The sequence below is a fragment of the Cronobacter sp. HA18003 genome, assembly GCF_011605905.1.
Classification (GTDB): Bacteria; Pseudomonadota; Gammaproteobacteria; order Enterobacterales; family Enterobacteriaceae; genus Cronobacter; species Cronobacter sakazakii.
On the sequence record NZ_JAANQO010000011.1, the window covers coordinates 1,709,203 to 1,733,519 of the forward strand.

The following is a 24,317-nucleotide window of genomic DNA, read 5'->3' on the forward strand; positions in this document are numbered from 1 at the left end:
CCCACCCACGAGGTAAGACGTTTACTTCAGAATGGTTTTCAGCGCGTCGCCGATGTCCGCCAGGCTGCGCACGGTTTTCACGCCTGCCGCTTCCAGCGCCGCGAATTTCTCATCCGCCGTGCCTTTGCCGCCCGCGATAATCGCGCCCGCGTGGCCCATACGCTTGCCTTTCGGCGCGGTTACGCCTGCGATGTAGCCCACTACCGGTTTGGTGACGTGATCTTTAATATACGCCGCCGCTTCTTCTTCCGCGCTGCCGCCGATCTCGCCGATCATCACGATCGCTTCGGTCTGCGGATCTTCCTGGAACAGCTTCAGGATATCGATGAAGTTAGAGCCCGGGATCGGGTCGCCGCCGATACCCACGCAGGTCGACTGACCAAAACCGTAATCGGTGGTCTGTTTAACCGCTTCGTAGGTCAGGGTGCCGGAGCGGGAAACGATGCCCACGCGGCCAGGCTGGTGGATGTGGCCCGGCATGATGCCGATTTTGCACTCACCTGGGGTGATAACGCCCGGGCAGTTCGGCCCGATCATGCGCACGCCCGCTTCATCCAGCTTCACTTTCACCGTCAGCATATCCAGCGTCGGGATGCCTTCAGTAATGGTGATGATGAGCTTAATGCCTGCGTCGATGGCTTCCAGAATGGAGTCTTTGCAGAACGGTGCCGGAACGTAGATAACGGACGCGGTCGCGCCGGTCGCTTCTACCGCTTCGCGCACGGTGTTAAACACCGGCAGGCCGAGGTGCGTGGTGCCGCCTTTGCCCGGCGTTACGCCGCCAACCATCTGGGTGCCGTAAGCGATAGCCTGTTCGGAGTGGAATGTCCCCTGGCTGCCGGTAAAGCCCTGGCAGATAACTTTGGTGTTTTTATCGATCAGAATGGACATTATTTCCCCTCCACAGCAGCAACAACCTGCTGAGCTGCATCCGTCAGACTTTTCGCTGCAATAATATTCAGGCCGCTGTCGGCCAGTTTCTTCGCGCCCAGCTCGGCGTTGTTGCCTTCAAGACGCACGACAACCGGAACGTTCACGCCCACTTCCGCCACCGCGCCGATGATGCCGTCGGCAATCAGGTCGCAGCGCACGATACCGCCGAAGATGTTAACCAGTACGGCTTTCACTTTGTCGTCAGACAGAATGATTTTGAACGCTTCGGTCACGCGCTCTTTGGTCGCGCCGCCGCCCACGTCCAGGAAGTTAGCCGGTTCGCCGCCGTGCAGCTTCACGATGTCCATAGTGCCCATCGCGAGGCCCGCGCCGTTCACCATGCAACCGATGTTGCCGTCGAGCGCCACGTAGTTCAGCTCCCACTGCGCTGCCTGCGCTTCGCGCGGATCTTCCTGAGACTGGTCGCGCATTTCACGCAGATCCGGCTGGCGGAACAGTGCGTTGCCGTCAGCGCCCAGTTTGCCGTCGAGGCAGATCAGGTCGCCCTGAGAGGTGATAACCAGCGGGTTGATTTCGATAAGCGCCAGGTCGCGCTCCAGGAAAATGTTCGCAAGACCCATAAACACTTTGGTGAACTGCTGAACCAGTTTCCCTTCAAGGCCCAGTTTGAAGGCCAGCTCGCGTCCCTGATACGGCATCGGGCCGGTCAGCGGATCGATAGCGACTTTGTGGATCAGGTGCGGGGTTTCTTCCGCCACTTTTTCAATTTCCACGCCGCCTTCGGTAGAGGCCATGAACACCACGCGACGGGAGCCACGGTCAACCACCGCGCCGAGGTAGAGTTCTTTCGCGATATCGGTCGCCGCTTCCACCAGGATCTGGTTAACCGGCTGGCCGTTCGCGTCCGTTTGATAGGTCACCAGGCGTTTGCCCAGCCAGTGCTCGGCAAAGGCGCGAATCTCTTCTTTGCTCTTAACGACTTTTACACCGCCCGCTTTACCGCGGCCGCCTGCGTGTACCTGGCATTTCACCACCCACGGGCCGGAGCCGATTTTAGAGGCGGCTTCTTCTGCTTCACGCGGAGTCGAGCAGGCATAACCTACCGGCGTCGGCAGGCCTGATCTGGCAAACAGCTGTTTCGCCTGATATTCGTGTAAGTTCATCTCTTCAGTCCATCAAGAAAAAGCGCATTCACGCTCGGAGTTCGAAATTGCCGCGCCTCGCGGCGCGACCATAAACACTACCTGAGGGCGGTCGGGCCGCCCTTGTGAAACTACACGTCCAGCAGCAGACGAGTCGGATCTTCCAGCAACTCTTTAATGGTCACCAGGAAACCTACCGATTCACGGCCGTCGATCAGACGGTGATCGTAGGAGAGCGCCAGGTACATCATCGGCAGGATCTCAACCTTGCCGTCCACCGCCATCGGACGATCTTTAATGGCATGCATGCCGAGGATCGCGCTCTGCGGCGGGTTGATGATAGGCGTGGACATCAGCGAGCCGAAAACGCCGCCGTTGGTAATGGTGAAGTTACCGCCGGTCAGATCTTCCACGGTCAGTTTGCCGTCACGGCCTTTGACCGCCAGCTCTTTGATTTTCTTCTCGATGTCCGCCATGCCCAGCACGTCCACATCACGCAGAACCGGGGTCACCAGGCCGCGCGGCGTAGAGACCGCCATGCTGACGTCGAAATAGTTGTGATACACCACGTCGTCGCCATCGATGGAGGCGTTCACTTCCGGGAAGCGTTTGAGCGCTTCAACGACCGCTTTCACGTAGAAGGACATAAAGCCCAGACGGATACCGTGACGTTTTTCGAAGGCGTCGCCGTACTGCTTACGCAGATCCATAATCGGCTTCATGTTCACTTCGTTGAACGTGGTCAGCATCGCGGTGGAGTTTTTCGCTTCCAGCAGACGCTCGGCCACGCGTTTGCGCAGGCGGGTCATCGGTACGCGTTTTTCGCTGCGGGAACCGAGCTGCGGCTGCGGCGCGGCGGCGGCTTGTTCCGGCGCTTTGGCAGATTCGCTGCCGTTCGCTTTCGCCAGATGTTTTTCCACATCTTCACGGGTCAGACGGCCACCGACGCCGGTGCCTTTGATGGCGGCCGCGTCCAGGTTGTGTTCGGCGAGCAGACGGCGGATAGCCGGGCTCAGCGCGTCGTTATTTTGTTCTTCGAGAGACGCCTGCTGGCGCTGCGCCGGGGTAGATTCTTTCGCTTCCGGTTTGGCGCTGCTCTCTTTGCCCGCGCTGTTGCCTTCGCGCAGGCGGCCCAGGATCTGGCGAGAGGTGACGGTGCTGCCTTCGTCTTCCAGTACCGCATCCAGAACGCCGTCAGCCGACGCCGGTACTTCCAGTACCACTTTGTCAGTTTCGATTTCTACCAGCACTTCATCGCGTTTCACCGCGTCGCCCGGCTTTTTATGCCAGGTGGCGACGGTTGCGTCAGCAACGGATTCAGGCAGGTCGGGAACAAGAATATCTACGCTACTCATTATTTATCCTTTAATTAATTGACGTTCAGCGCGTCATTAACCAGATCTTGTTGCTGTTTCTGGTGAACGGACATATACCCTACCGCCGGCGAGGCGGAGGCCGGGCGGCCTGCATAACGTAATGCAGAGCCAAACGGAATCACTTCACGAAGGTGGTGCTGGCTGCAATACCAGGCGCCCTGGTTGAGCGGCTCTTCCTGGCACCAGACGAAATCATGCACGTGCGCGAACGGCTTCAGCGCTTCCTGCACGGCGTGGTGCGGGAACGGGTAGAGCTGTTCGATACGGACAATCGCCACATCCTTCTGATCATTCTTACGACGCTGTTCCAGCAGGTCGTAATAAACCTTACCAGAACAGAGCACGACGCGTTTCACGCCCTGCGGATCAAGCTCGTCAACCTCACCGATAGCCGGCAGGAAGGCGCCGTTGGCCAGCTCTTCAAGGCTTGATACCGCCAGCGGGTGACGCAGCAGCGATTTCGGTGACATCACCACCAGCGGACGGCGCATACCGCGCAGCGCCTGACGGCGCAGCATGTGGTAAACCTGCGCCGGGGTCGACGGCACGCACACCTGCATGTTCTGCTCGGCGCAGAGTTGCAGATAACGCTCCAGACGCGCGGAGGAGTGCTCCGGGCCCTGGCCTTCGTAGCCGTGCGGCAGCAGCATCACCAGGCCACACATACGGCCCCATTTCTGCTCGCCGGAGCTGATGAACTGGTCGATAACCACCTGCGCGCCGTTGGCGAAGTCGCCAAACTGCGCTTCCCAGATGGTCAGCGTGCGCGGCTCTGCGGTCGCATAGCCATATTCGAACGCCAGTACCGCTTCTTCAGACAACACGGAGTCCCAGACTTTGAACTGGCCCTGGCCGTTATGAATGTGTTGCAGCGGCACCCAGGTAGAACCGTTAGCCTGGTTATGCACCACGGCGTGACGGTGGAAGAAGGTGCCACGGCCGGAGTCTTCACCGGACAGGCGCACCGGAATGCCTTCATCGACCAGCGTCGCATAGGCCAGCGTTTCCGCGCCGCCCCAGTCGAACGGTTTCTCGCCGTTCGCCATCAGCTGACGGTCGCCGTAGATTTTCGCCACGCGCGACTGCATCTCGATGCCGTCCGGCACGGTGCTGATGCGCTTCGCCAGTTCCTGTAAGCGCTTCATCTCCACTTTGTTCGGGTAGCTTTCGTCCCATTCGTGGTTGAGATACGGCGACCAGGTAAAGGAGTGCATATTCATCGGACGCCACTCTTTCACCACGCACTCGCCGGCATCCAGCGCGTCGCGGTAGAGATTGACCATTTCGGTCGCGTCTTCGAGTTTCGCCACGCCTTCCTGCTCCAGCTTGTCGGCGTAGATTTTGCGCGGGGTCGGGTGTTTTTTGATTTTCTGATACATCAGCGGCTGGGTGGCGCTCGGCTCATCGGCTTCGTTATGGCCGTGACGGCGGTAGCACACCAGATCAATAAACACGTCGCGCTTAAAGGTGTTACGGAAATCCAGCGCCAGGCGGGTCACAAACGCGACCGCTTCCGGGTCGTCTGCATTGACGTGGAAAATCGGCGCCATGACCATTTTGCCGATGTCGGTGCAGTACGGGGTAGAACGGGCATCAAGCGGGTTAGAGGTGGTGAAGCCCACCTGGTTGTTGATAACGATACGGACCGTACCGCCCACTTCGTAGCCGCGCGCTTTGGACATGTTCAGGGTTTCCTGAACCACGCCCTGCCCGGCAACCGCTGCGTCGCCGTGAATGGTGATCGGCAGCACTTTGTTGCTGCTCGGCTCGTCCAGACGGTCGAGACGCGCGCGCACCGAGCCCATCACCACCGGGCTGACAATCTCCAGGTGCGACGGGTTAAACGCCAGCGCCAGGTGGACCAGGCCGCCTTCGGTTTCGATATCCGACGAGAAGCCCATGTGATATTTCACATCGCCGGTACCGAGGTGTTCTTTATGTTTACCGGCGAATTCATCAAACAGATCCTGCGGTTTTTTACCGAGCACGTTGATGAGCACGTTCAGACGACCGCGGTGCGCCATACCCAGCACCACTTCGCGCGTGCCGCTTTTACCGGCGTGGCGGATCATCTCTTTGAGCATCGGGATTAACGCATCGCCGCCTTCCAGCGAGAAGCGTTTCGCGCCAGGGAATTTCGCGCCCAGATAACGCTCCAGGCCTTCGGCGGCGGTCAGTTCGCTTAAGAAGCGTTTTTTCTCGTCCGCGCTAAAGCCCGCGTGGCCCGCGACGGATTCGATACGCTGCTGGATCCAGCGCTTCTCTTCCGTCGAGGTGATATGCATGTATTCCGCGCCGATGGAGCCGCAGTAAGTCTGCTTAAGCGCCTCGATGAGGTCGCCGAGCTTCATGGTCTCTTTGCCGAGCGCAAAAGAGCCTACGTTAAAGGTTTCCTGGAAATCGGCTTCAGTCAGATCGTGGAACGCAGGGTCCAGATCCGCGACGCGCTCCTGCTGCCACAGGCCCAGCGGATCGAGATTCGCGTGCTGGTGGCCACGGAAGCGATAGGCGTTAATAAGCTGCAGGACTTTAACCTGCTTCGCATTCGTGTCAGGGTCGGAAATCGAGGAAGAGTAACGTGAGGCATCCTTCGCCAGACGACGGAAATAATCACGCGTTTTTGAATGGAATTGATCCGGTTTCGCGCCGGTGCCAGGCAGTTGCTGGAACATAGAGCGCCAGTGGGCGTCCACTGAATCAGGATCGGTTAAGAAGTCTTCATAGAGCTGTTCTATCCAGCTCTGGTTAGAGCCAGAGAGGTAAGAAGAGTCCAGCCAGGCTTTCATTGCGCCGTTCTGCATCGTGATCCCTTAAGCATGTCTGCTTATTTCGCCGTAGAAACTACCACGTACAGTGTTGTACGTGCCGGGGTTCACCTGCGAGCTCTTGTTAGTGGGGCCCGCGAAGGAACCTTTAAAAACCGTCTGTAACTCTCGCTTTTCTGGCTGCGACGGCGTTGCGTCTTTCTCTCACCCCAGTCACATAGTTCACTATGCTCCTGGGGACTCGTTCAGCCGCGCCTTGTCTCGCTCAGAAAATCTCGGTTACCTATTTCTCCATAGCGGATTTCGTAGGGCGGGTAAGCGCAAGCGCACCCGCCACCACGTTATCGCACAGAAAATAGTAGTGACCTTTCTCTGTATGGCGGTTTTTAAAGGTTTCCTGCTTTTCCCTCTCCCTTCAGGGAGAGGGACACTGATATGTAGGGCGGGTAAGCGCACCCGCCACTACCGCAACACTTACTTACGCGCTGCGCTGCAACAACATCGACTTAATATGGCCGATGGCGCGCGTCGGGTTTAACCCTTTCGGACAGACGCTCACGCAGTTCATGATGCTATGGCAACGGAACACGCTGAACGCATCGCTCAGGCCATCCAGGCGCGCGTTGGTTTCGGTATCGCGGCTGTCGATAAGGAAACGGTACGCGGCCAGCAGGCCTGCCGGACCGATGAACTTGTCCGGGTTCCACCAGAACGACGGGCACGACGTGGAGCAACAAGCGCACAGAATGCACTCGTACAGCCCGTCGAGCTTCTCGCGCTGCTCCGGCATCTGCAAATGTTCACGCGCTGGCGGATTCTGCCCATTATTCAACAAGTAAGGCTTAATCTTCTCATATTGGGCGTAGAACTGTCCCATGTCCACTACCAGGTCGCGGATAACCGGCAGGCCAGGCAACGGACGGATAACGATTTTCTGCTTGCCCGCGCCCAGGCTTGAGACCGGCGTAATACAGGCGAGGCCGTTTTTGCCGTTCATGTTCAGGCCATCGGAGCCGCAGACGCCTTCGCGGCAGGAGCGGCGGAAAGAGAGGCTCGGGTCCTTCTCTTTCAGCAGCATCAGGGCGTCGAGCAGCATCATGTCGCGCCCTTCTTCCTGCTCCAGGGTGTAATCCTGCATGCGCGGCGCGTCGTCGACATCCGGGTTATAGCGATAAATGGAAAACTCGAGTTTCATCACATTGCTCCGCTCTTAATAAGTACGCACTTTCGGCGGGAAAGCCGGGCGCAGCTTAGGCTGCATATTCACTTCGCGACGCGTCATGCTCTCGGTTTGCGGCAAATAGAGGCTGTGGCACAGCCAGTTTTCGTCGTCGCGGTCCGGGTAGTCGAAGCGGCTGTGCGCGCCACGGCTCTCGGTACGGAAGTTCGCCGATACGGCGGTGGCGTAAGCGGTTTCCATCAGGTTGTCCAGCTCCAGGCACTCGACGCGCTGGGTGTTGAACTCGCTGGAGGTGTCGTCCAGACGGGCGTTTTTCAGGCGCTCGCGGATAGCTTTCAGCTGCTCAAGCCCTTTGGCCATCGCGTCGCCTTCGCGGAATACCGAGAAGTTATGCTGCATACATTCCTGCAGCGCTTTGCGGATTTCGACCGGATCTTCGCCGCTGCGGTTGTTGTTCCAGCGGTTGAGGCGCTCCAGCGAGAACTCCACGTCGGAGTCGCTGGCGTCGCGAAGCTGGCCCTGCTCGGCGATGGATTCCTGCAAATGCAGGCCCGCCGCGCGGCCAAACACCACCAGGTCAAGCAGCGAGTTGCCGCCCAGACGGTTGGCGCCGTGTACCGATACGCAGGCGATTTCGCCAACGGCGAACAGGCCCGGGATCACCACGTCTTCGCCCTTCTCATTCACGGTCAGCGCCTGGCCGGTCACTTTGGTCGGAATACCGCCCATCATGTAGTGACAGGTCGGGATAACCGGGATCGGCTCTTTAACCGGGTCAACGTGAGCAAAGGTACGGGAGAGTTCCAGAATGCCCGGCAGGCGGGATTCCAGGACTTCTTTACCGAGATGGTCGAGCTTCAGCTTGGCGTGCGGGCCCCACGGCCCGTCGCAGCCGCGGCCTTCGCGGATTTCGATCATGATAGAGCGGGCCACGACGTCGCGACCCGCCAGATCTTTCGCGTTCGGCGCGTAACGCTCCATAAAGCGCTCGCCATGTTTGTTCAGCAGGTAACCGCCTTCGCCGCGGCACCCTTCGGTGACGAGTACGCCCGCGCCGGCGATGCCGGTCGGGTGGAACTGCCACATTTCCATGTCCTGCACCGGCACGCCTGCGCGCAGCGCCATGCCGACACCGTCGCCGGTGTTGATGTGGGCGTTGGTGGTAGACTGATAAATACGGCCTGCGCCGCCGGTCGCCAGCACGGTCGCGCGGGCTTTGAAGTAGACCACTTCGCCGGTTTCAATGCACAGTGCGGTGCAACCCACCACCGCGCCATCCTGGTTTTTCACCAGATCCAGCGCATACCACTCAGAGAAAATGGTGGTGTGGTTTTTGAGGTTCTGCTGATAGAGCGTATGCAGCAGCGCGTGACCGGTACGGTCCGCCGCCGCCGCGGTGCGCGCCGCCTGCTCGCCGCCGAAGTTTTTCGACTGGCCGCCGAACGGGCGCTGATAAATACGGCCGTCATCAAGACGGGAGAACGGCAGCCCCATGTGCTCAAGCTCCAGAATCGCTTCCGGGCCGGTTTTACACATATATTCAATCGCGTCCTGGTCGCCGATATAGTCGGAACCTTTTACCGTGTCATACATGTGCCATTCCCAGTTATCTTCATGGGAATTGCCAAGCGCAACGGTAATACCGCCCTGGGCGGATACGGTGTGAGAACGGGTCGGGAACACCTTGGAGAGCAGCGCACAGGTCTGGCCGCTCTGGGAAATCTGCAGCGCCGCGCGCATACCTGCGCCGCCTGCGCCAATAACAACGGCATCAAATTCTCTGACTGGCAAATTCATTTACACACCCCACACCACAACAAATCCATAAATCACGTAAACCACCAGCGCGACAACAATCGCGAGCTGCAAAAACAGACGCAGCGCCAGATGTTTTACGTAGTCGGTCAGCACCTGCCACATCCCAATCCAGGTATGGACGAGAATGGAAATCAGGGTCAGCAGGGTGAACACTTTGGTGAAGGTGGATGAGAAGAAACCAGTCCAGACTTCATATGTCAGGTCGCCGTTCATCGCGAAGAAACCGATCATATAAATGATATACAGCGTCATTACGATGGAGGTGGCGCGAACCAGGATGAAGTCATGTACGCCGTTGCGTCCTAATGCGGAGGCGTTGCTTACCATACGAGGACTCCTGCGAGAATTGAAAGCACGACAGTGATAATAAAAGCGAACTTAGCGGAGCGTTGGCCTGCTGCGAAGGTTTCTTCAAGATAGCCGAAATCCATCAGCATGTGGCGAACGCCGCCAACAACGTGGTAAGCCAGCGCTGTCAGAATGCCCCACAGGATGAATTTAACGAAGAAGCTGTCCATGATGTTGGACGCAGTCAGAAAGCCTTCTTGAGACGAGAGAGAGAGTCCTAACAACCACAGCAGGATGCCGACGGCGACAAAGGTAATCACGCCGGAAACGCGGTGGAGGATAGAAGCAATCGCGGTGACAGGAAACCGGATCGTTGTCAGATCCAGGTTGACAGGTCGTTGTTTATTCACCTTTTTTATCATGAATGCGCCCACATGCTGTTCTTATTGTGTCCTTCCTCCGGTCTGCAGGCGGGTCAAGCAGCGTCATTTTTCTATAACTCCGCGTCATGCAAAATCACCGCTTCCAAAGGCTGCATGACGCGTTACTACGCTGGGTGGCTCGCGGTTGCAAGGTGTTCCGGAGACCTGGCGGCAGTATAGGATGTTCACAATATCATTACAATTAACCTACAAATTCTTTGGCCGCTTTTGGTCGGAACAGTGACCAGGATCACGATAACAACATTATTTTAAATTTTAATCATCTGATTTGACAAATGTTAAACAAATTAGTTACAAACATCACCAGGAAATGCATATAATTCGCAAAAGTTATGGGGTCATGCTTTCACCTGACAATAAGTTATGTAACAGTGTGCCAGTATTGACCGCAGTAATTTAGCCCGGTATTAGTGATAAACAGGTTTGACAAATACTGACGGCTAACACCCTGATTTACTGTTGTTTCACCCAGGTTTGAATGGTTGCCTGCAAGCCGCCCATCGCTCTGTACCCTGGTTTCCCCTCTGAAACAGAGCTGCGCGCCACACAACAAACTGGCAACTGTCCCCCTGCTGGCTGGAGGTAAATCGGCGGTTAATCGTCGCAAGCAACAGGCGCTAAGGAGACCGTAAATGGCTGATAAAAAAGCAAACCTAACCTATAACGGTGATGGTGCTATCGAACTGGATGTGCTAAAAGGCACGCTCGGTCAGGATGTAATCGATATCCGTAGTCTTGGTTCTAAAGGTGTTTTCACGTTCGACCCCGGCTTTACTTCCACCGCATCCTGCGAGTCCAAAATCACCTTTATCGATGGTGACGAAGGTATCCTGCTGCACCGCGGTTTTCCTATCGATCAGTTAGCCACTGAATCCAACTATCTCGAAGTATGTTACATCCTGCTCTACGGCGAGAAGCCGACCCAGGAGCAGTATGACGAATTCAGAACCACCGTCACCCGCCACACCATGATCCATGAGCAGATCACGCGTCTGTTCCACGGTTTCCGTCGCGACTCGCATCCGATGGCCGTACTGTGCGGTGTGACCGGCGCGCTGGCGGCGTTCTACCACGACTCGCTGGACGTCAATAACCCGCGTCACCGCGAGATTGCGGCATTCCGTCTGCTCTCTAAAATGCCGACCGTGGCAGCGATGTGTTACAAGTATTCGATCGGCCAGCCGTTTGTTTATCCTCGTAACGATCTCTCCTACTCCGGCAACTTCCTGAATATGATGTTCTCCACCCCGTGCGAGCCTTACGAGGTCAACCCGGTGCTGGAGCGCGCCATGGATCGCATTCTGATCCTGCACGCGGATCATGAGCAGAACGCGTCAACCTCTACCGTGCGTACCGCAGGCTCCTCCGGCGCGAACCCGTTCGCGTGTATCGCCGCGGGCATCGCCTCCCTGTGGGGACCGGCGCACGGTGGCGCTAACGAAGCCGCGCTCAAGATGCTGGAAGAGATCAGCACCGTTGAGCACATTCCGGAATTCGTGCGTCGCGCGAAAGACAAAAACGACTCTTTCCGCCTGATGGGCTTTGGTCATCGCGTTTATAAAAACTATGACCCGCGCGCCACCGTAATGCGCGAAACCTGTCACGAAGTGCTGAAAGAGCTGGGCACCAAAGACGATCTGCTGGAAGTGGCGATGGAGCTGGAAAACATCGCGCTGAACGACCCGTATTTCATCGAGAAGAAACTCTACCCGAACGTGGATTTCTACTCCGGCATCATCCTGAAAGCGATGGGCATTCCGTCGTCTATGTTTACCGTTATCTTCGCGATGGCGCGTACCGTGGGCTGGATTGCGCACTGGAACGAGATGCACAGCGAAGGCATGAAGATCGCGCGTCCGCGTCAGCTGTACACCGGCTACGAGCAGCGTGATTTCAAATCCGATCTGACGAAGCGTTAATTCCACGCTGCGGTTAATCTGAAAAACGCGCCTTCGGGCGCGTTTTTTTATGGGCGTGTTGGCGGCGGGTGGGTAAGCGAAGCGCACCCACCGGGTTTTCACAAAGGTAAGCAACGCGCACCCGCCATTTCCCTGGTCCACGCATCCCCTACGCCTGGCACCCCGGACACCAGTAAAACGGCCGCGACGACAGCGTCGTCTTCTCGATAATCCCCCCGCAGCGGCGGCATTTTTTCCCGGCGCGGTGAAACACCTCGAAGCGAAACAGCGCGCCGTGATGCTTATTCTCATCCACCGTGCCGCGCGTTTGATAAGACAGCCGCGGGATCTCAAGACACGCGCGGGCCAGCGCATCAAGCTGCGTATTATTCAGCTCTATTGCCTTGTGGCGCGGCGCAAGCTGCGCCTGCCAGAGGATCTCCACACGCAAATAATTGCCAAGCCCCGCGAGAAACGCCTGGTCCAGCAGCAGCCCGCTGAACTGACGGCGGTGAAAGCGCGGGCTCAGGAGCCGTTCTTTCACCTGCTCCACCGTCAGCGACATATCCAGCACGTCCGGCCCGACGCGCTGCAAAAACGCGTGCGCCGCCACGCCGTCGGCATCCAGCATCTCAATTTCCGAGGCGCTGTAAAGCAGCACCGCGGCATCTTCGGTTTCGAGCCGCACGCGCAGGCTTCGCGTCGTTTGCGGCGTTTCCCCCGCTTTCACCACGCGCCAGACGCCATACAGCTGGTTGTGGCTGTAGAGCGTCAGCCCACAGGAAAAATGCGTCAGCAGCGCCTTGCCGCGGGTTTCAAAACGCTCGACCCGCGCGCCGGTCAGTTGCGCTTCAAACGCTTTCAATTCAGGAAACGCAAACCAGACGTGGGTCAGCGGTTTGCCCGCGACTGCCGCTTCAAGCTTGTCCGCCGCGCGGCGGATCTCCGGTCCTTCCGGCATCGTTCATCCTTTCAGGTTACTTAAGCATTAAAACGTAAGGATAAACTGTAGCAGCACGGGCGAAGAGAAACAGGCCACCGCCGCAAAAAAGCGGCGGTTAACGGCTTACTCCAGCGCCAGCAGCGCAAAGCTTGCCAGCCAGTGGCCGCCGCTGTAGTGGCTGCCGACCACATGCTCAACGCTTGCCGCGAGATGGCGCTGCACCGCCTCCTGCAGCGCTGTCTGCGCAGGGTGATCTTCCGGGAGCGCCGCGGCGATATGCTTCATGCACCAGGCGCGGCTTAAGTTAAGCCCGTCGAGGTGGGCGATTTTCGGGTCGGCGCGATCGCTCACCACCGCCGGGTGCATCAGCGCCGCCACGTTGCCGATATCCGGCAGATACGCGTCAAACCAGGCCGGGAAATTGTCCGCCGTTTTACTCATCAGCAGCGCTTCGGTGAGCGCGCCGGAGAGATACTCATCGCCGCCCGGCTCGTAGTGCGCCGGGTAGTCGGTGTCGGCCTGATAAAAGCGTGTCGTCGCGTCAGTAATGGCGCGCTCAAGCGTCTCATCACCAAGCGCGCGGGCGTAATCCAGCCCGAGGGCGAGCGCAAACGCTGTGTTGTAATGGGTGCCGACGCGAATCGGGTACGTCAGCTTGCTGAGGTAATCGATAAGGCGCGTGCGGATATCCTGGGTCAGCGGCTCCAGTATTTCATGCCAGCGCGCGGCCTGCGGCAGATCGGATTCGTGCAGCTCCTGGGCGAGCGCCAGCAGCCAGCCGTAACCATACGGGCGCTCAAACGAGGCGCGGAACGGCGCGGTGAAATACGCCACTTCGCGCGCCACATTCGCAGGCGTGATGTGTTCATCGAACAGCGCGATAATCTCTTCGCGGCACGACAGCGTCGGATAGCGGCGCAGACAGCGCAGCAGCAGCCAGTAGCCATGCACCGCCGAATGCCAGTCAAAGCAGCCGTAGAAAATCGGGTGCAGCTCGCGCGGCGGCAGCGCGTCGGCGTCATCATTCATCAGATGCATGATGTGGTTCGGATACTCCTGGCGCAGATAGGTCAGAGGCATCCGGGCAAAGGCGTCGGCCTGGGGTTGTGTCAGTGTCATAACAGCTCCTTAGTGGGCCTTAGCGAAATACGATGAAGTACATCAGGAAAACGTTCACCACCAGCAGCGTCAGCGCCGTCGGGATCTGAATTTTTATCACCTGATATTTGTCTTTCAGCTCCAGCAGCGCGGCGGGAACGATATTGAAATTCGCCGCCATCGGCGTCATCAGCGTGCCGCAGTAGCCTGCATACATACCGATAGCCAGCAGCGGTGCCGGGTCGCCGTGGTGATGGTTAATCAACAATGGCAGCGCGATGCCCGCGCTCAGCACCGGGAACGCCGCAAACGCGTTGCCCATGATCATCGTGAAAAGCGCCATGCCGATGCAGTAGATAACCACCAGCATGAAGCGGTTTTCCGGGTCGACGAACAGGCTCACCACGCGCTGCACCGCCGTGCCGGTATCGGCGGCGACAAACACCCCGCCGAGCATCGCCAGCATCTGCGGCAAAATTACCGCCCAGCCGATGGTATCCACCAGTCGGCGTGACTGGCGAATCGCATGCAGCGGCGTGCCGCGCGTAAGCCACCAGCCCACCAGCAGCGCCGCGACACACGCCACGCACAGCGCGGCGAGCGTCAGCTGTTTTTGATCCAACAGGAACACGCCGCCCACCGAGACGCCTTTTAAAAACAGCGTGCCAATCACCGTCACCACCGGGATAAGCAACGCCGGCAGAAACAGCCAGTTACCCAGACGGCGAGACGACGCCTCGCGCTCCTCCTCGGTGGACATTTTATAGTGCCCCTTCCCGACCAGCCCAAAGCCCGCCAGCAGCGCGATAACAATCACCGCGCCGCCGATAATGCGGTAGGCCAGCGAGCGGCCCAGCTCCTGCACCAGCAGATCGCCGAAGAGAAAAATCCCGCCGAACAGGAACCAGAACAGCGCGGTGGTAAAGCGTTTCGGATTACCGCGATCGCGAAGCGTCATCACCACCAGCAGCATGACGATAAAACCAATCAGGTAGTAGACGCGGTTAATGGTCAGCAACGTACTCATTGCGCGGCCTCCTGATTGCCCTGCTCTGCGCGCCAGGCCAACACCTCGCGGCGAATGCTGGCGTCTAAGCGCAGCAGGCGCGCCATGTGAATAATCAGCGCCGCAATCGCGGTCGGAATGGCCCACAGGCCGATGTGCAGCGGCTCGATACCGGGAATGCCGTTCTCTTTCAGGAACGCGTCAATCAGCAGCACCGCGCCGAAGGCGATGAAAATATCTTCACCGAAAAACACCGCGATATTGTCGCAGGCGGCGGCGTGGGCTTTGATTTTGTCGCGAATATGCGCAGGCAACTCGCCATATTCATTGAGCGCCGCCCCTTCGGCCATCGGTGCCAGCAGCGGGCGCACGGTCTGGGCGTGGCCGCCAAGCGACATCAGCCCGAGCGCCGCGGTGCCTTCACGCACCACGAAATAGAGCATCAGAATACGCGCTGAAGTGGCGCTGGCGATTTTCGCCACCCACGCCTGGGCGCGCTCTTTCAGGCCGTAATACTCCAGCAGGCCAATCACCGGCAGGATCAGAATGAAGGTCGCGAGCGAGCGGCTGTTGACGAACTTTTCACCGAAGGTTTCCAGCAGCATGCCGAAATCCATGCCGACCGTGAGCCCGGTTGTCAGCCCGGCGACCACCACCACCAGCAGCGGGTTAAAACGCAGCGCGAAACCGATAACCACCACCGGAATACCGATGAGCGGCAACAGAGAGGAACCGTCCATACATTGTTACCCTTTCCAAAGTGAGCGTTGCACGCCGAAGGCTATTCTGCTCCTTCGCCAGTGGCGAAGCGTGGGCATTGCGGCGAACGTTGTTGTGTGAGAGGCGCTGTGAACGTGCAGAACCTGACCAAAAAGCTATATCTGAACGGTGAAATTATGTAAACAATTTATCAATAAAATGTTTTTATTTTGTCGGTGACGTTTTATAGTTTTTGCCAATACCCCCAAAAGCGTAAGGGATGCCATGAGCCGGAAAAAAGCGGTTGTATCAACTGATAACGACGATATTGCTGACGGGCGCATTGTGTCGTCCCGCCATCTGGTGTCGGAGCGTTGCGCGGAATTATCGGAGCTGGAATACGCGCTGATCATGACCAGCAACGCCTTTAACAAATGGATGGTGCGCTGCATGACGGCAGCGGGCGAGCCGGATATGGGCGCGTTTGATGTCTCGCTGTTGCATCACGTCAACCACCGCAACCGCAAGAAAAAGCTCGCGGATATCTGCTTTGTGCTCAACGTGGAAGACACGCACATCGTGACCTACGCGCTGAAAAAGCTGGTCAAAGCCGGGTATGTCACCAGTGAAAAGGTAGGTAAAGAGCTCTATTTTTCGACGACAGAGGAAGGTAAAGCGCTGTGTATGAAATACCGCGACGTGCGCGAGGCGTGTCTTATCGCGATTCAGGTCGAGAGCGGAATACCGGGCGCGGCGATTGGCGAAACGGCGCAATTGCTGCGCACGATTGCCTCGCTTTACGACACCGCCGCGCGGGCGGCGGCATCGCTCTGAGTTACGCGCTGACCTGAATCTGGCGCGCGTCGAACGCCTCGCGTAACCGGCGCGCGAACGCCAGCGCGTGCGCGCCGTCACCATGCAGGCAGACCGTCTGGGCATTCACCGCCGCCCACGCGCCGTCACGGCTGCGCACCCGCCCTTCCTGCACCATCATCAGCGTGCGCGACACCGCCTCGTCGTCATCCTCAATCAACGCGCCCGGCTCGCTGCGCGGCACCAGCGCGCCATCGGCCAGATACCCGCGATCGGCGAAGACTTCTTCGCGCGTGGCGAGCCGATAACGCGCGCCCGCGCGAATAAGCTCGCTGCCCGCCAGCCCCACCAGAATCAGCGACGCATCGAAATCCTTCACCGCCTGCGCGATGGCGTCGGCAAGCGCGGCGTCTTTCGCCGCCTGGTTATAGAGCATGCCGTGCGGCTTCACGTGCGCCAGCCTGCCGCCTTCGGCGCGGGCGATAGCCGCGAGCGCGCCGATCTGATAGAGCGTCTCGGCGTAAATCGTCTCCGGCGGCAGCTGCATCGCCGTACGCCCAAAGTTTTCACGATCCGCGAACCCCGGATGCGCGCCCATCGCCACGCCGTGCGCCAGCGCCAGCCGCACGCTCTCGCGCATGGTCTGCGCATCGCCCGCGTGGAAGCCGCAGGCGATATTGGCCGAGCTAATGAGCGGCATCAGTAGCGCGTCGTTGCCGCAGCCCTCGCCGAGATCGGCGTTGAGATCAATCTTCATCATTAAGCCGCCATGCCAGTTGTTGCAGATAACGCGCCCGGTCGCTGCGCGCTTCCAGCGCCTCTTCGATGGAGCACGGCACGAAGTGAATCGGCTCGCCGAGGCGCAGCTGCGCGAGGTTATAGCGATCGGCGTCGATCACGCACGCGATGCGCGGGTAGCCGCCGGTGGTCTGGGCGTCATTCATCAGCACGATGGGCTGGCCGCCGTGCGGCACCTGCACCACGCCCGGCAGCAGACCGTGAGACACCAGGTCGCGTCTGGTGGTGCGCTCCAGCACGTGGCCGTGCAGGCGATAACCCATGCGGTTACTCTGCGGGCTTAGCTGCCACGGCGTGCGCCAGAAGGCTTCTTTCGACGCCTCGCTGAATTCGTGGTACTCCGGCCCCGGCAGCGCGCGAATGCGGTTGCCCCACAGCAGTTGCTTCACGCCGCGCGCCTCGCGGAAATGGCGCGTGGGCGGATTCACGGGCAGGACGTCGCCGTCGCGCAGAGGACGTCCTTCAAAACCACCGAGGCCCGCTTTCACATCGGTACTGCGCGAGCCCATGACTTCCGGCACGTCGAAACCGCCCGCGAGCGCCAGATAGCTGCGCATACCGCGGCGCGGCAGTTTGAGGCTCAGGCGCTCGCCCGCGCGGGCAAGCAGCCGCCAGCCGGTCCAGACGGCGCGTTCGTTAAGCGTCGCGTCGCAGCCCGCGCCGGTGAGCGCAAACCAGGTGTCTTCAGTAAACTCCACCACGCACTGGCCGAGCGTTATCTCCAGCGCCGCCGCATCAGGATCGTTGCCCACCAGCAGGTTGGCGATGTGCAGCGACGGGCCATCCAGCGCGCCGCACTGGCTCACGCCGTACTGGCGCAGCCCAAAACGGCCGCCATCCTGAATCGTGGCGTGCATGCCCGCACGAATAATCTTCAGCATACGCCCTCCTTTTGCGGCACAAAGCGCACGGTATCGCCGGGTGCGAGCAGGCCCGGCGGATTACTGTGCGGATCAAACAGCGCGCGCGAGGTGTGGCCGATAATCTGCCAGCCGCCAGGCGTAGGCAGCGGATAGATGCCCGTCTGGCTGCCGCCGATGCCGACCGAGCCTGCGGGTACCTGAAGGCGTGGCTCCGCGCGGCGCGGCGTGGCAAGCTCAGGCACCAGCCCGCCGAGGTACGGAAAGCCTGGCTGAAAGCCGATGAAATAGACCACGTAATCGACCTGTGCATGCATTTCGACCACCTGCTTTTCACTGAGCCCGGCGTGGTGTGCGACCACTGACAGATCCGGCCCGGCGTCTTTGCCGTACACCACCGGGATTTCAATGCGCCGCGCTTCGGGGAGAATTGCCTCGCTCTCCTCCCACCAGCGTTGCAGCCGCTCGATAGCATCCAGCGCCATCGTGCCCGGCTCGCGCAGCATCACGGTAATGTTATTCATGCCGGGAATGACTTCCACCACGGCGGGCACGTCCGCGAGGCGCTGCACCAGCCCCCAGATGCGCTGCTGGCTGGCAAGCGTGACGGGCGGCTCCAGCTCCAGTACCACGGCGCTTTCGCCTAACAGATAACAACAGGCTCGCTGCACGTTTTCCTCTCTTGTGTTGATTAAGCCGGGTTCGGGATATCGATAAAGGTCACATCCAGATCGGTGGTTTCATTCAGCCATTCGCTGAGCGCGCGAATGCCGCCGCGCTCGGTGGCGTGGTGGCCTGCCGCGTAGAAGTGCAGCGACTGCTCGCGCGCCGAGTGGATGGTCTGCTCAGACACTTCGCCGGTGATGAAGGCGTCCACGCCGAAACGCGCCGCGCTGTCGATAAAGCTCTGTCCGCCGCCGGTACACCAGGCGACGCGCTTAATCAGATCCGGCCCGGTATCGCCACACCACAGCGGACGCCGTCCCAGACGCGCTTCAAGCCAGGAGGCGAACTCCGGGCCTGATACCGCCATCGACAGCTCGCCCCACGGCACCAGCGGCTCGATCTCGCCCTTCACGTCAATGCCGAGCAACTGCGCGAGCTGGACGTTATTGCCAAGCTGCGGATGCGCATCAAGCGGCAGATGCCAGCCGTAGAGGTTAATGTCGTTAGTGAGCAGCGTTTTCAGACGGTTGCGTTTCATGCCGCGCACCACGGGCGATTCGCCTTTCCAGAAATAGCCGTGGTGGACGATCACCGCGTCGGCTTCCAGGCGCACCGCTTCGTCGAGCAGCGCCTGGCTTGCGGTGACGCCGGTGACGATTTTGCGCACCTCGTCGCGCCCCTCAACCTGCAAGCCGTTCGGGGCGTAATCGCTGAACGTCGCGCTGTTGAGTTTGTCGTTGATCAGTTGTTCCAGTTCGCTGTTTTTCATGGTCTCTCTCTTATTCCTTGCGGGCCGCTTCATACGCCGCGAGCGTTGCGACGCGCGCCTGTTTATGATCGACGATGGGCTGCGGATAACGCAGCGCCTTGCCGTTTTTCTTCGCCCACAGATGCGGCTCATGCACCGCCTTGCCGGGAATATGGCTCAGTTCCGGCACCCAGCGGCGGATAAACTCGCCCTCAGCGTCAAACCGCTGCCCCTGCGTGGTGGGGTTGAAGATACGGAAATAGGGCGCGGCGTCGGTACCGGTGGAGGCCGCCCACTGCCAGCCGCCGTTATTGGCGGCAAAATCGCCGTCAATCAATTGCGACATAAAATAGCGTTCACCGCGCCGCCAGTCGACCAGTAAGTCTTTGACCAGAAAGCTCGCGGTGATCATCCGCAGGCGGTTATGCATCCAGCCGGTGGCATTCATCTGGCGCATGGCGGCATCGACAATGGGATACCCCGTGTTGCCTTCGCACCACGCCTGAAAATGGGCGTCGTTCTGCTGCCACGCCACCCGCGCCGTCCAGTCGATAAACGGCTGATGGCGGCACAGGTGCGGCCAGGCGACGATAAGGTGTCGGTAAAATTCGCGCCAGATAAGCTCGTTCAGCCACACCGCCCCGCTGCCGCCTTCCAGCGCGCGCGGGTGTTCGGTTAACAGACGATGCAGGCACTGGCGCGGCGACAGCACGCCGATGGCGAGATACGCCGATAATAAACTGGTGCCGCGAATCGCCGGGAAATCGCGCTTTTCCGGGTAGTCGCCCGCGGCCGTCTGGCAAAACTCCCGCAGGCGTTTAAGCGCGGCCTCTTCGCCCGCCGGGAACAGCAGCGCGTCCGGCGTCTCACAGGGGTAATCGAACGGCGCAAGCCCAGGCACGTCGGTTATCGCGCCGCCGTGACGCGGCTTCGGCGCACTGACGCAGGCCGGTAATCCTTCGCCGAGACGGCGTAAAAACGCCCGGCTGTAAGGCGTGAACACTTTATACATCTCGCCGTTGCCGGTGACGACGCTTCCGGGCGGCAGCATCACGCTGTCGTCAAAACCCTGACAGGCGACGCGGCCCTCCAGCCTGCGCTCAACGGCGGCGTCGCGCCGGGCTTCGTTCAGCTCATACTGATAGTTGTAAAAGAGCGCCGAGACCTGCTGCTCATCGCAAAACGCGGCCAGCGCGTCAACAGCGGCGGCGAAATCGGGTACCTCGCGCGTAAACAGCGCAATGCCACGCTTCGCCAGCGCCTGTTGCAGGGCTTCCAGATTCTGGTGAATAAACGCCGCCTGACGCGGCGCGAGGGTGTGATCGCGCCACTGCTGCGGGGTCGCGATAAACAGGCCGATGACCCGCGCGTCGGGGTCACGGCAGGCGGCGGCGAGCGCCAGATTGTCGTTGACGCGCAGATCCGCGCGAAACCAGACCAGATGCGTGGTCATAACACTCCTTGTTTAACGGCCATAGCGCAGGCGCAGCGCTTCCGGGTACGGCTCGAAGTAGCGTTGTTGATCAAGATAAGCGTCAGGGTATTCCGCCATGTAGTGCTTAAGCAGCGTCACCGGTGCCAGCAGCGGCTGCGTGCCCTGGCGGTAGCGGTCGATAAGCGTGGAAAGCTCCTGGCGCTGACGTCCGTTGAGCTGGTTGCGGAAATACCCCTGCACGTGCATCAGCACGTTGGTGTGGTTGCGGCGGGTCGCATGAATGGAGAGCAGCGTCATCAGGCGCAGACGGTATTCCTCAAAAAACGCCTCCAGCGAATCCCACTGGTCGATAGCGGCCACAAAGCGCCCCAGCTCGCGGTAGAGCGGCTGCGAGTGCGCCAGCAGCAGCAGTTTGTAGCGGCTGTGGAAGGCGATGAGATTACCGCGCGTCAGCCCTTCGGCGCGCAGCGCGTGAAGCTCATGCAGCGTATAGATGCGCTCGACGAAGTTTTCGCGAATGGCTGGGTCATGCAGACGCCCGTCCTCTTCCACCGGCAGCCACGGCAGCGCGTTCATCAGGATTTCGGTATAAAGGCCGCGGCCAGCTTTACGGTTGTTTTTACCGTCCGCATCGTAGACGCGCACGCGCTCCATGCCGCAGCTTGGCGATTTGGCGCAGACGATATAACCGCACAGGTGATCGAGACGGCTAACGCGCTCGCGCGAAAAGGTCTGCATCTCGGCGGTTAAATCCCCTTCGCGCTTATCGCTAAAGCGCAGCGCCAGGCCGTCGTCGGTTTTCACCAGGCGCAGCGCCGGGCGCGGCACCGGCAGGCCGACCGCCATCTCCGGGCAGACAGGCTCATATTTCACCCAGGGAGCCAGCTCTTCCACCGCAAAGGCAAGCCGTTTATGGCCGCCGTCAAAACGCACATTTTCCCCTAAAAGACAGGCGCTAATGCCAACAGGGATTTTTATACTCATTCGGCCATCCTCATTTTTATACACTCTCAGTGTAGCCAGAGGCGGCCTGTTAACACCAGTCTGATGACAGCGAAAAACGCAGCGGCGCAGCGTATCGCAGGCATAAAAAAACCGCTCTGTGTGAGCGGTTTTTCAGGGAGTCGCGCGAATCAGTAGAAATAGCTGGCGGTTTGTTCCGCCTGCGCCATCCAGACCGGCTGATCGCTGGTTTTCGACCACACGCGATGCAGATAGCTGTAAAAACGCGAACGGTCTTTCCAGAACAGCATCACCGGCAGGGCCGCAATGCCGACCAGGAGCACTAACGCGCGACGCAGGAAGACCTGATGCGCAGGATATTTTTTATATAAAGACATAGGTTTTTCCCCCTTACTTAACATGCCCGGCAATCAAGGCCGGAAACCGGATTTTGTGAGCTGGTTAAAATTGTATCGCTTTGCCTGTAATTTTACTACTCATCCGACCAGCTTTTAGGGCGAATTCTTACCATCTTTACAATTGATATCGTAAATAAGTTACAAAACGGTTAAATAAATACTAACCCGCAGTTAAATCATGGCTTTTGCCATTTTTATATTTTTTTTATACCCCGCTTCGCGATTTTTGCGAAACCTTTACGCCCGAATCCCTACCCTCTGCACATATTCAAAAAACCCCACTGGAGGTGGATTGTGAGTGCAGGCCTGATAACCGGCATCGTGCTGGTTTTCCTGTTACTGGGCTATCTGGTGTATGCCCTGATTAATGCGGAGGCGTTCTGATGGCGGCGTCCGCATTTTTACTTATCGCCAGTTTCCTGCTGGTGCTGATGGCGCTGGCGAAACCGCTGGGCAGCCTGCTGGCCCGGCTGATTAACGGCGAAGCCCTGCCGGGCGTGGGCGGCGTGGAGCGCGCGCTCTGGGCCGTGCTCGGCATTCGTCAGGAGGAAATGGACTGGAAGCGCTATCTGCTGGCTATCCTGCTGTTTAACACGCTCGGGCTGGTACTGCTGTTCGCCATCCTGATGTGCCAGGGCGTGCTGCCGCTGAACCCGCAGAACCTGCCGGGGCTCTCCTGGCATCTGGCGCTCAATACCGCGGTGAGTTTCGTCGCCAATACCAACTGGCAGTCGTACGCGGGTGAAAGCACCGTCAGCTATTTCAGCCAGATGGCGGGCCTCGCGGTACAGAATTTCCTCTCGGCGGCGACCGGTATTGCGGTGGCGTTCGCGCTGATCCGCGCCTTTGCGCGCCAGTCGGCGACCACGCTTGGCAACGCCTGGCAGGATCTCACCCGCGTCACGCTGTGGGTGCTGATGCCCATTTCGCTGATTATCGCCCTGTTTTTTATTCAGCAAGGCGCGATTCAGAACTTCTCAGCCTACCAGCCGTTCACCACCCTGGAAGGCGCGCGGCAGATGCTGCCGATGGGGCCGGTGGCGTCGCAGGAGGCGATCAAGATGCTTGGCACCAACGGCGGCGGCTTCTTTAACGCCAACTCCTCGCACCCCTTTGAGAACCCGACCGCGCTCACCAATGTCGTGCAGATGCTGGCTATTTTCCTGATCCCGGCGGCGCTTTGCTTCGCCTTTGGCGATGCGGTGGGCGACGCACGCCAGGGCCGCGCCATTCTCTGGACAATGACAGTGATTTTCGTGGTCTGCGTGGCGCTGGTGATGTGGGCTGAAACCACCGGCAACCCGCACTTCCTGACGCTCGGTGCCGACAGCGCCGCCAATATGGAAGGCAAAGAGAGCCGCTTTGGCATTCTCGCGAGCAGCCTGTTTGCGGTCGTCACCACGGCAGCCTCCTGCGGCGCGGTAAACGCCATGCATGACACCTTTACCGCGCTCGGCGGCATGATCCCGATGTGGCTGATGCAGATTGGCGAAGTGGTTTTCGGCGGCGTCGGCTCCGGGCTGTACGGGATGCTGCTGTTCGTGCTGCTGGGCGTGTTTATCGCGGGCCTGATGATTGGCCGCACGCCGGAATACCTCGGTAAGAAAATCGACGTGCGCGAGATGAAAATGACCGCGCTGGCGATTCTGGTGACGCCTGCGCTGGTGCTGCTCGGCACCGCGCTCGCCATGATGACCGACGCGGGCCGGGCGGGCATGTTCAACCCCGGCATTCACGGCTTCAGCGAAGTGCTCTACGCGGTGTCGTCCGCCGCCAATAACAACGGCAGCGCCTTCGGCGGCCTTAGCGCCAACACGCCGTTCTGGAACCTGCTGCTGGCGTTCTGCATGTGGTTTGGCCGCTTCCTGGTGATTATCCCGGTGATGGCGATAGCCGGCTCGCTCGCCGCCAAAAAAGCACAGCCCGCAAGCCCCGGCACGCTGCCCACCCACGGCGCGCTGTTTATCGGCCTGCTGACGGGTACGGTGCTGCTGGTGGGCGCCCTGACGTTTATCCCCGCCCTCGCCTTAGGCCCGGTCGCGGAACATCTTTCTCTTGTGAAATGACCATTGCGGAGTCGCTATCC

At 59.5% G+C, this 24,317-nt stretch carries 23 protein-coding genes and 1 pseudogene; 5 read left to right on the forward strand and 19 right to left on the reverse strand.

Translation table 11 applies throughout. The features are described from left to right. Positions 1-21 precede the first annotated feature (21 nt). From sucD to sdhC, 8 genes and pseudogenes are all read right to left on the reverse strand, one after another. The gene (sucD, locus tag G6041_RS09205; protein ID WP_004385340.1) at positions 22-891 is read right to left on the reverse strand and encodes a succinate--CoA ligase subunit alpha; all 870 of its coding nucleotides are present in this window, start codon (positions 889-891) and stop codon (positions 22-24) included. Continuing rightward, on the reverse strand, positions 891-2,057 hold the full coding sequence (sucC, locus tag G6041_RS09210; protein ID WP_004385341.1) for an ADP-forming succinate--CoA ligase subunit beta: 1,167 nt from the start codon (positions 2,055-2,057) through the stop codon (positions 891-893). The genes sucD and sucC overlap by 1 nt, the downstream gene beginning before the upstream one ends. Positions 2,058-2,167: 110 nt before the next feature. Beyond that, complete coding sequence (gene odhB, locus G6041_RS09215; protein ID WP_007900435.1) at positions 2,168-3,391, reverse strand: 2-oxoglutarate dehydrogenase complex dihydrolipoyllysine-residue succinyltransferase; 1,224 nt, start codon at positions 3,389-3,391, stop codon at positions 2,168-2,170. A gap of 14 nt (positions 3,392-3,405) precedes the next feature. Beyond that, on the reverse strand, positions 3,406-6,213 hold the full coding sequence (gene sucA, locus G6041_RS09220) for a 2-oxoglutarate dehydrogenase E1 component (RefSeq protein WP_007848384.1): 2,808 nt from the start codon (positions 6,211-6,213) through the stop codon (positions 3,406-3,408). A 442-nt stretch (positions 6,214-6,655) separates the two neighbouring features. Then, positions 6,656-7,372 carry a succinate dehydrogenase iron-sulfur subunit gene (locus G6041_RS09225; protein WP_004387831.1) on the reverse strand — a complete coding sequence of 239 codons (717 nt, stop codon included), beginning with the start codon at positions 7,370-7,372 and terminating at the stop codon, positions 6,656-6,658. Positions 7,373-7,387: 15 nt separating this feature from the next. Beyond that, the gene (sdhA, locus tag G6041_RS09230) at positions 7,388-9,154 is read right to left on the reverse strand and encodes a succinate dehydrogenase flavoprotein subunit (RefSeq protein ID WP_007781922.1); all 1,767 of its coding nucleotides are present in this window, start codon (positions 9,152-9,154) and stop codon (positions 7,388-7,390) included. Further along, a complete protein-coding gene (gene sdhD / locus G6041_RS09235; RefSeq protein WP_012125336.1) occupies positions 9,155-9,502 on the reverse strand; it encodes a succinate dehydrogenase membrane anchor subunit in 348 nt (115 codons plus the stop codon). After that, a pseudogene (sdhC, locus tag G6041_RS09240) lies at positions 9,496-9,899 on the reverse strand (succinate dehydrogenase cytochrome b556 subunit). The gene sdhD and the pseudogene sdhC overlap by 7 nt, the downstream one beginning before the upstream one ends. Before the next feature lie 317 nt (positions 9,900-10,216). Here sdhC and G6041_RS21670 point away from each other — a divergent pair. Further along, positions 10,217-10,306, forward strand: a complete 90-nt coding sequence (locus tag G6041_RS21670) for a hypothetical protein (protein ID WP_419715445.1) — start codon at positions 10,217-10,219, stop codon at positions 10,304-10,306. Positions 10,307-10,538: 232 nt separating this feature from the next. Next, positions 10,539-11,825, forward strand: a complete 1,287-nt coding sequence (locus G6041_RS09245) for a citrate synthase (protein ID WP_004387835.1) — start codon at positions 10,539-10,541, stop codon at positions 11,823-11,825. A gap of 148 nt (positions 11,826-11,973) precedes the next feature. Here the strand turns inward: G6041_RS09245 and nei are convergent, their stop codons facing one another. The 4 genes from nei to G6041_RS09265 all read right to left on the reverse strand — a co-directional run bounded on the left by nei (position 11,974) and on the right by G6041_RS09265 (position 15,591). Then, a complete protein-coding gene (nei, locus tag G6041_RS09250) occupies positions 11,974-12,765 on the reverse strand; it encodes an endonuclease VIII (RefSeq protein ID WP_012125337.1) in 792 nt (263 codons plus the stop codon). Between the two features lie 105 nt (positions 12,766-12,870). After that, entirely contained in the window at positions 12,871-13,866 is a 996-nt protein-coding gene (locus G6041_RS09255; protein WP_012125338.1) for a DUF2891 domain-containing protein, read from the reverse strand. 19 nt (positions 13,867-13,885) lie between these two features. Then, entirely contained in the window at positions 13,886-14,872 is a 987-nt protein-coding gene (locus G6041_RS09260) for a DUF979 domain-containing protein (RefSeq protein ID WP_012125339.1), read from the reverse strand. Further along, positions 14,869-15,591: a DUF969 domain-containing protein gene (locus G6041_RS09265; protein WP_004386657.1), complete on the reverse strand. Its 723-nt coding sequence runs from the start codon at positions 15,589-15,591 to the stop codon at positions 14,869-14,871. The genes G6041_RS09260 and G6041_RS09265 overlap by 4 nt, the downstream gene beginning before the upstream one ends. A gap of 244 nt (positions 15,592-15,835) precedes the next feature. On the opposite strand from G6041_RS09265, the gene G6041_RS09270 reads away from it, so the two are divergent. Continuing rightward, on the forward strand, positions 15,836-16,384 hold the full coding sequence (locus tag G6041_RS09270; protein ID WP_004386658.1) for a winged helix DNA-binding protein: 549 nt from the start codon (positions 15,836-15,838) through the stop codon (positions 16,382-16,384). Between the two features lies 1 nt (position 16,385). Here the strand turns inward: G6041_RS09270 and pxpA are convergent, their stop codons facing one another. The 7 genes from pxpA to G6041_RS09305 form a co-directional block, all read right to left on the reverse strand. After that, the gene (pxpA, locus tag G6041_RS09275) at positions 16,386-17,120 is read right to left on the reverse strand and encodes a 5-oxoprolinase subunit PxpA (protein WP_041460725.1); all 735 of its coding nucleotides are present in this window, start codon (positions 17,118-17,120) and stop codon (positions 16,386-16,388) included. Beyond that, entirely contained in the window at positions 17,110-18,042 is a 933-nt protein-coding gene (gene pxpC, locus G6041_RS09280; protein ID WP_012125342.1) for a 5-oxoprolinase subunit PxpC, read from the reverse strand. Before pxpC ends, pxpA begins: the two co-directional genes overlap by 11 nt. Next, complete coding sequence (gene pxpB / locus G6041_RS09285) at positions 18,036-18,692, reverse strand: 5-oxoprolinase subunit PxpB (protein ID WP_041460571.1); 657 nt, start codon at positions 18,690-18,692, stop codon at positions 18,036-18,038. Before pxpB ends, pxpC begins: the two co-directional genes overlap by 7 nt. 20 nt (positions 18,693-18,712) lie before the next feature. Next, positions 18,713-19,456 carry a type 2 GTP cyclohydrolase I gene (locus G6041_RS09290; protein ID WP_014729309.1) on the reverse strand — a complete coding sequence of 248 codons (744 nt, stop codon included), beginning with the start codon at positions 19,454-19,456 and terminating at the stop codon, positions 18,713-18,715. A 10-nt stretch (positions 19,457-19,466) separates the two neighbouring features. After that, a complete protein-coding gene (gene phrB / locus G6041_RS09295; RefSeq protein ID WP_012125345.1) occupies positions 19,467-20,888 on the reverse strand; it encodes a deoxyribodipyrimidine photo-lyase in 1,422 nt (473 codons plus the stop codon). A 12-nt stretch (positions 20,889-20,900) separates the two neighbouring features. Further along, the gene (locus G6041_RS09300) at positions 20,901-21,854 is read right to left on the reverse strand and encodes a YbgA family protein (protein ID WP_012125346.1); all 954 of its coding nucleotides are present in this window, start codon (positions 21,852-21,854) and stop codon (positions 20,901-20,903) included. A gap of 149 nt (positions 21,855-22,003) precedes the next feature. Then, positions 22,004-22,210 (reverse strand): YbfA family protein, encoded by a 207-nt coding sequence (locus G6041_RS09305; RefSeq protein ID WP_004387164.1) that lies wholly within the window; start codon positions 22,208-22,210, stop codon positions 22,004-22,006. Between the two features lie 315 nt (positions 22,211-22,525). Between G6041_RS09305 and kdpF the strand changes: the two genes are divergently transcribed. After that, positions 22,526-22,615 (forward strand): K(+)-transporting ATPase subunit F, encoded by a 90-nt coding sequence (gene kdpF, locus G6041_RS21405; RefSeq protein WP_015386886.1) that lies wholly within the window; start codon positions 22,526-22,528, stop codon positions 22,613-22,615. Beyond that, on the forward strand, positions 22,615-24,297 hold the full coding sequence (kdpA, locus tag G6041_RS09315; RefSeq protein WP_012125348.1) for a potassium-transporting ATPase subunit KdpA: 1,683 nt from the start codon (positions 22,615-22,617) through the stop codon (positions 24,295-24,297). The genes kdpF and kdpA overlap by 1 nt, the downstream gene beginning before the upstream one ends. The last annotated feature ends 20 nt before the right edge of the window (positions 24,298-24,317 follow it).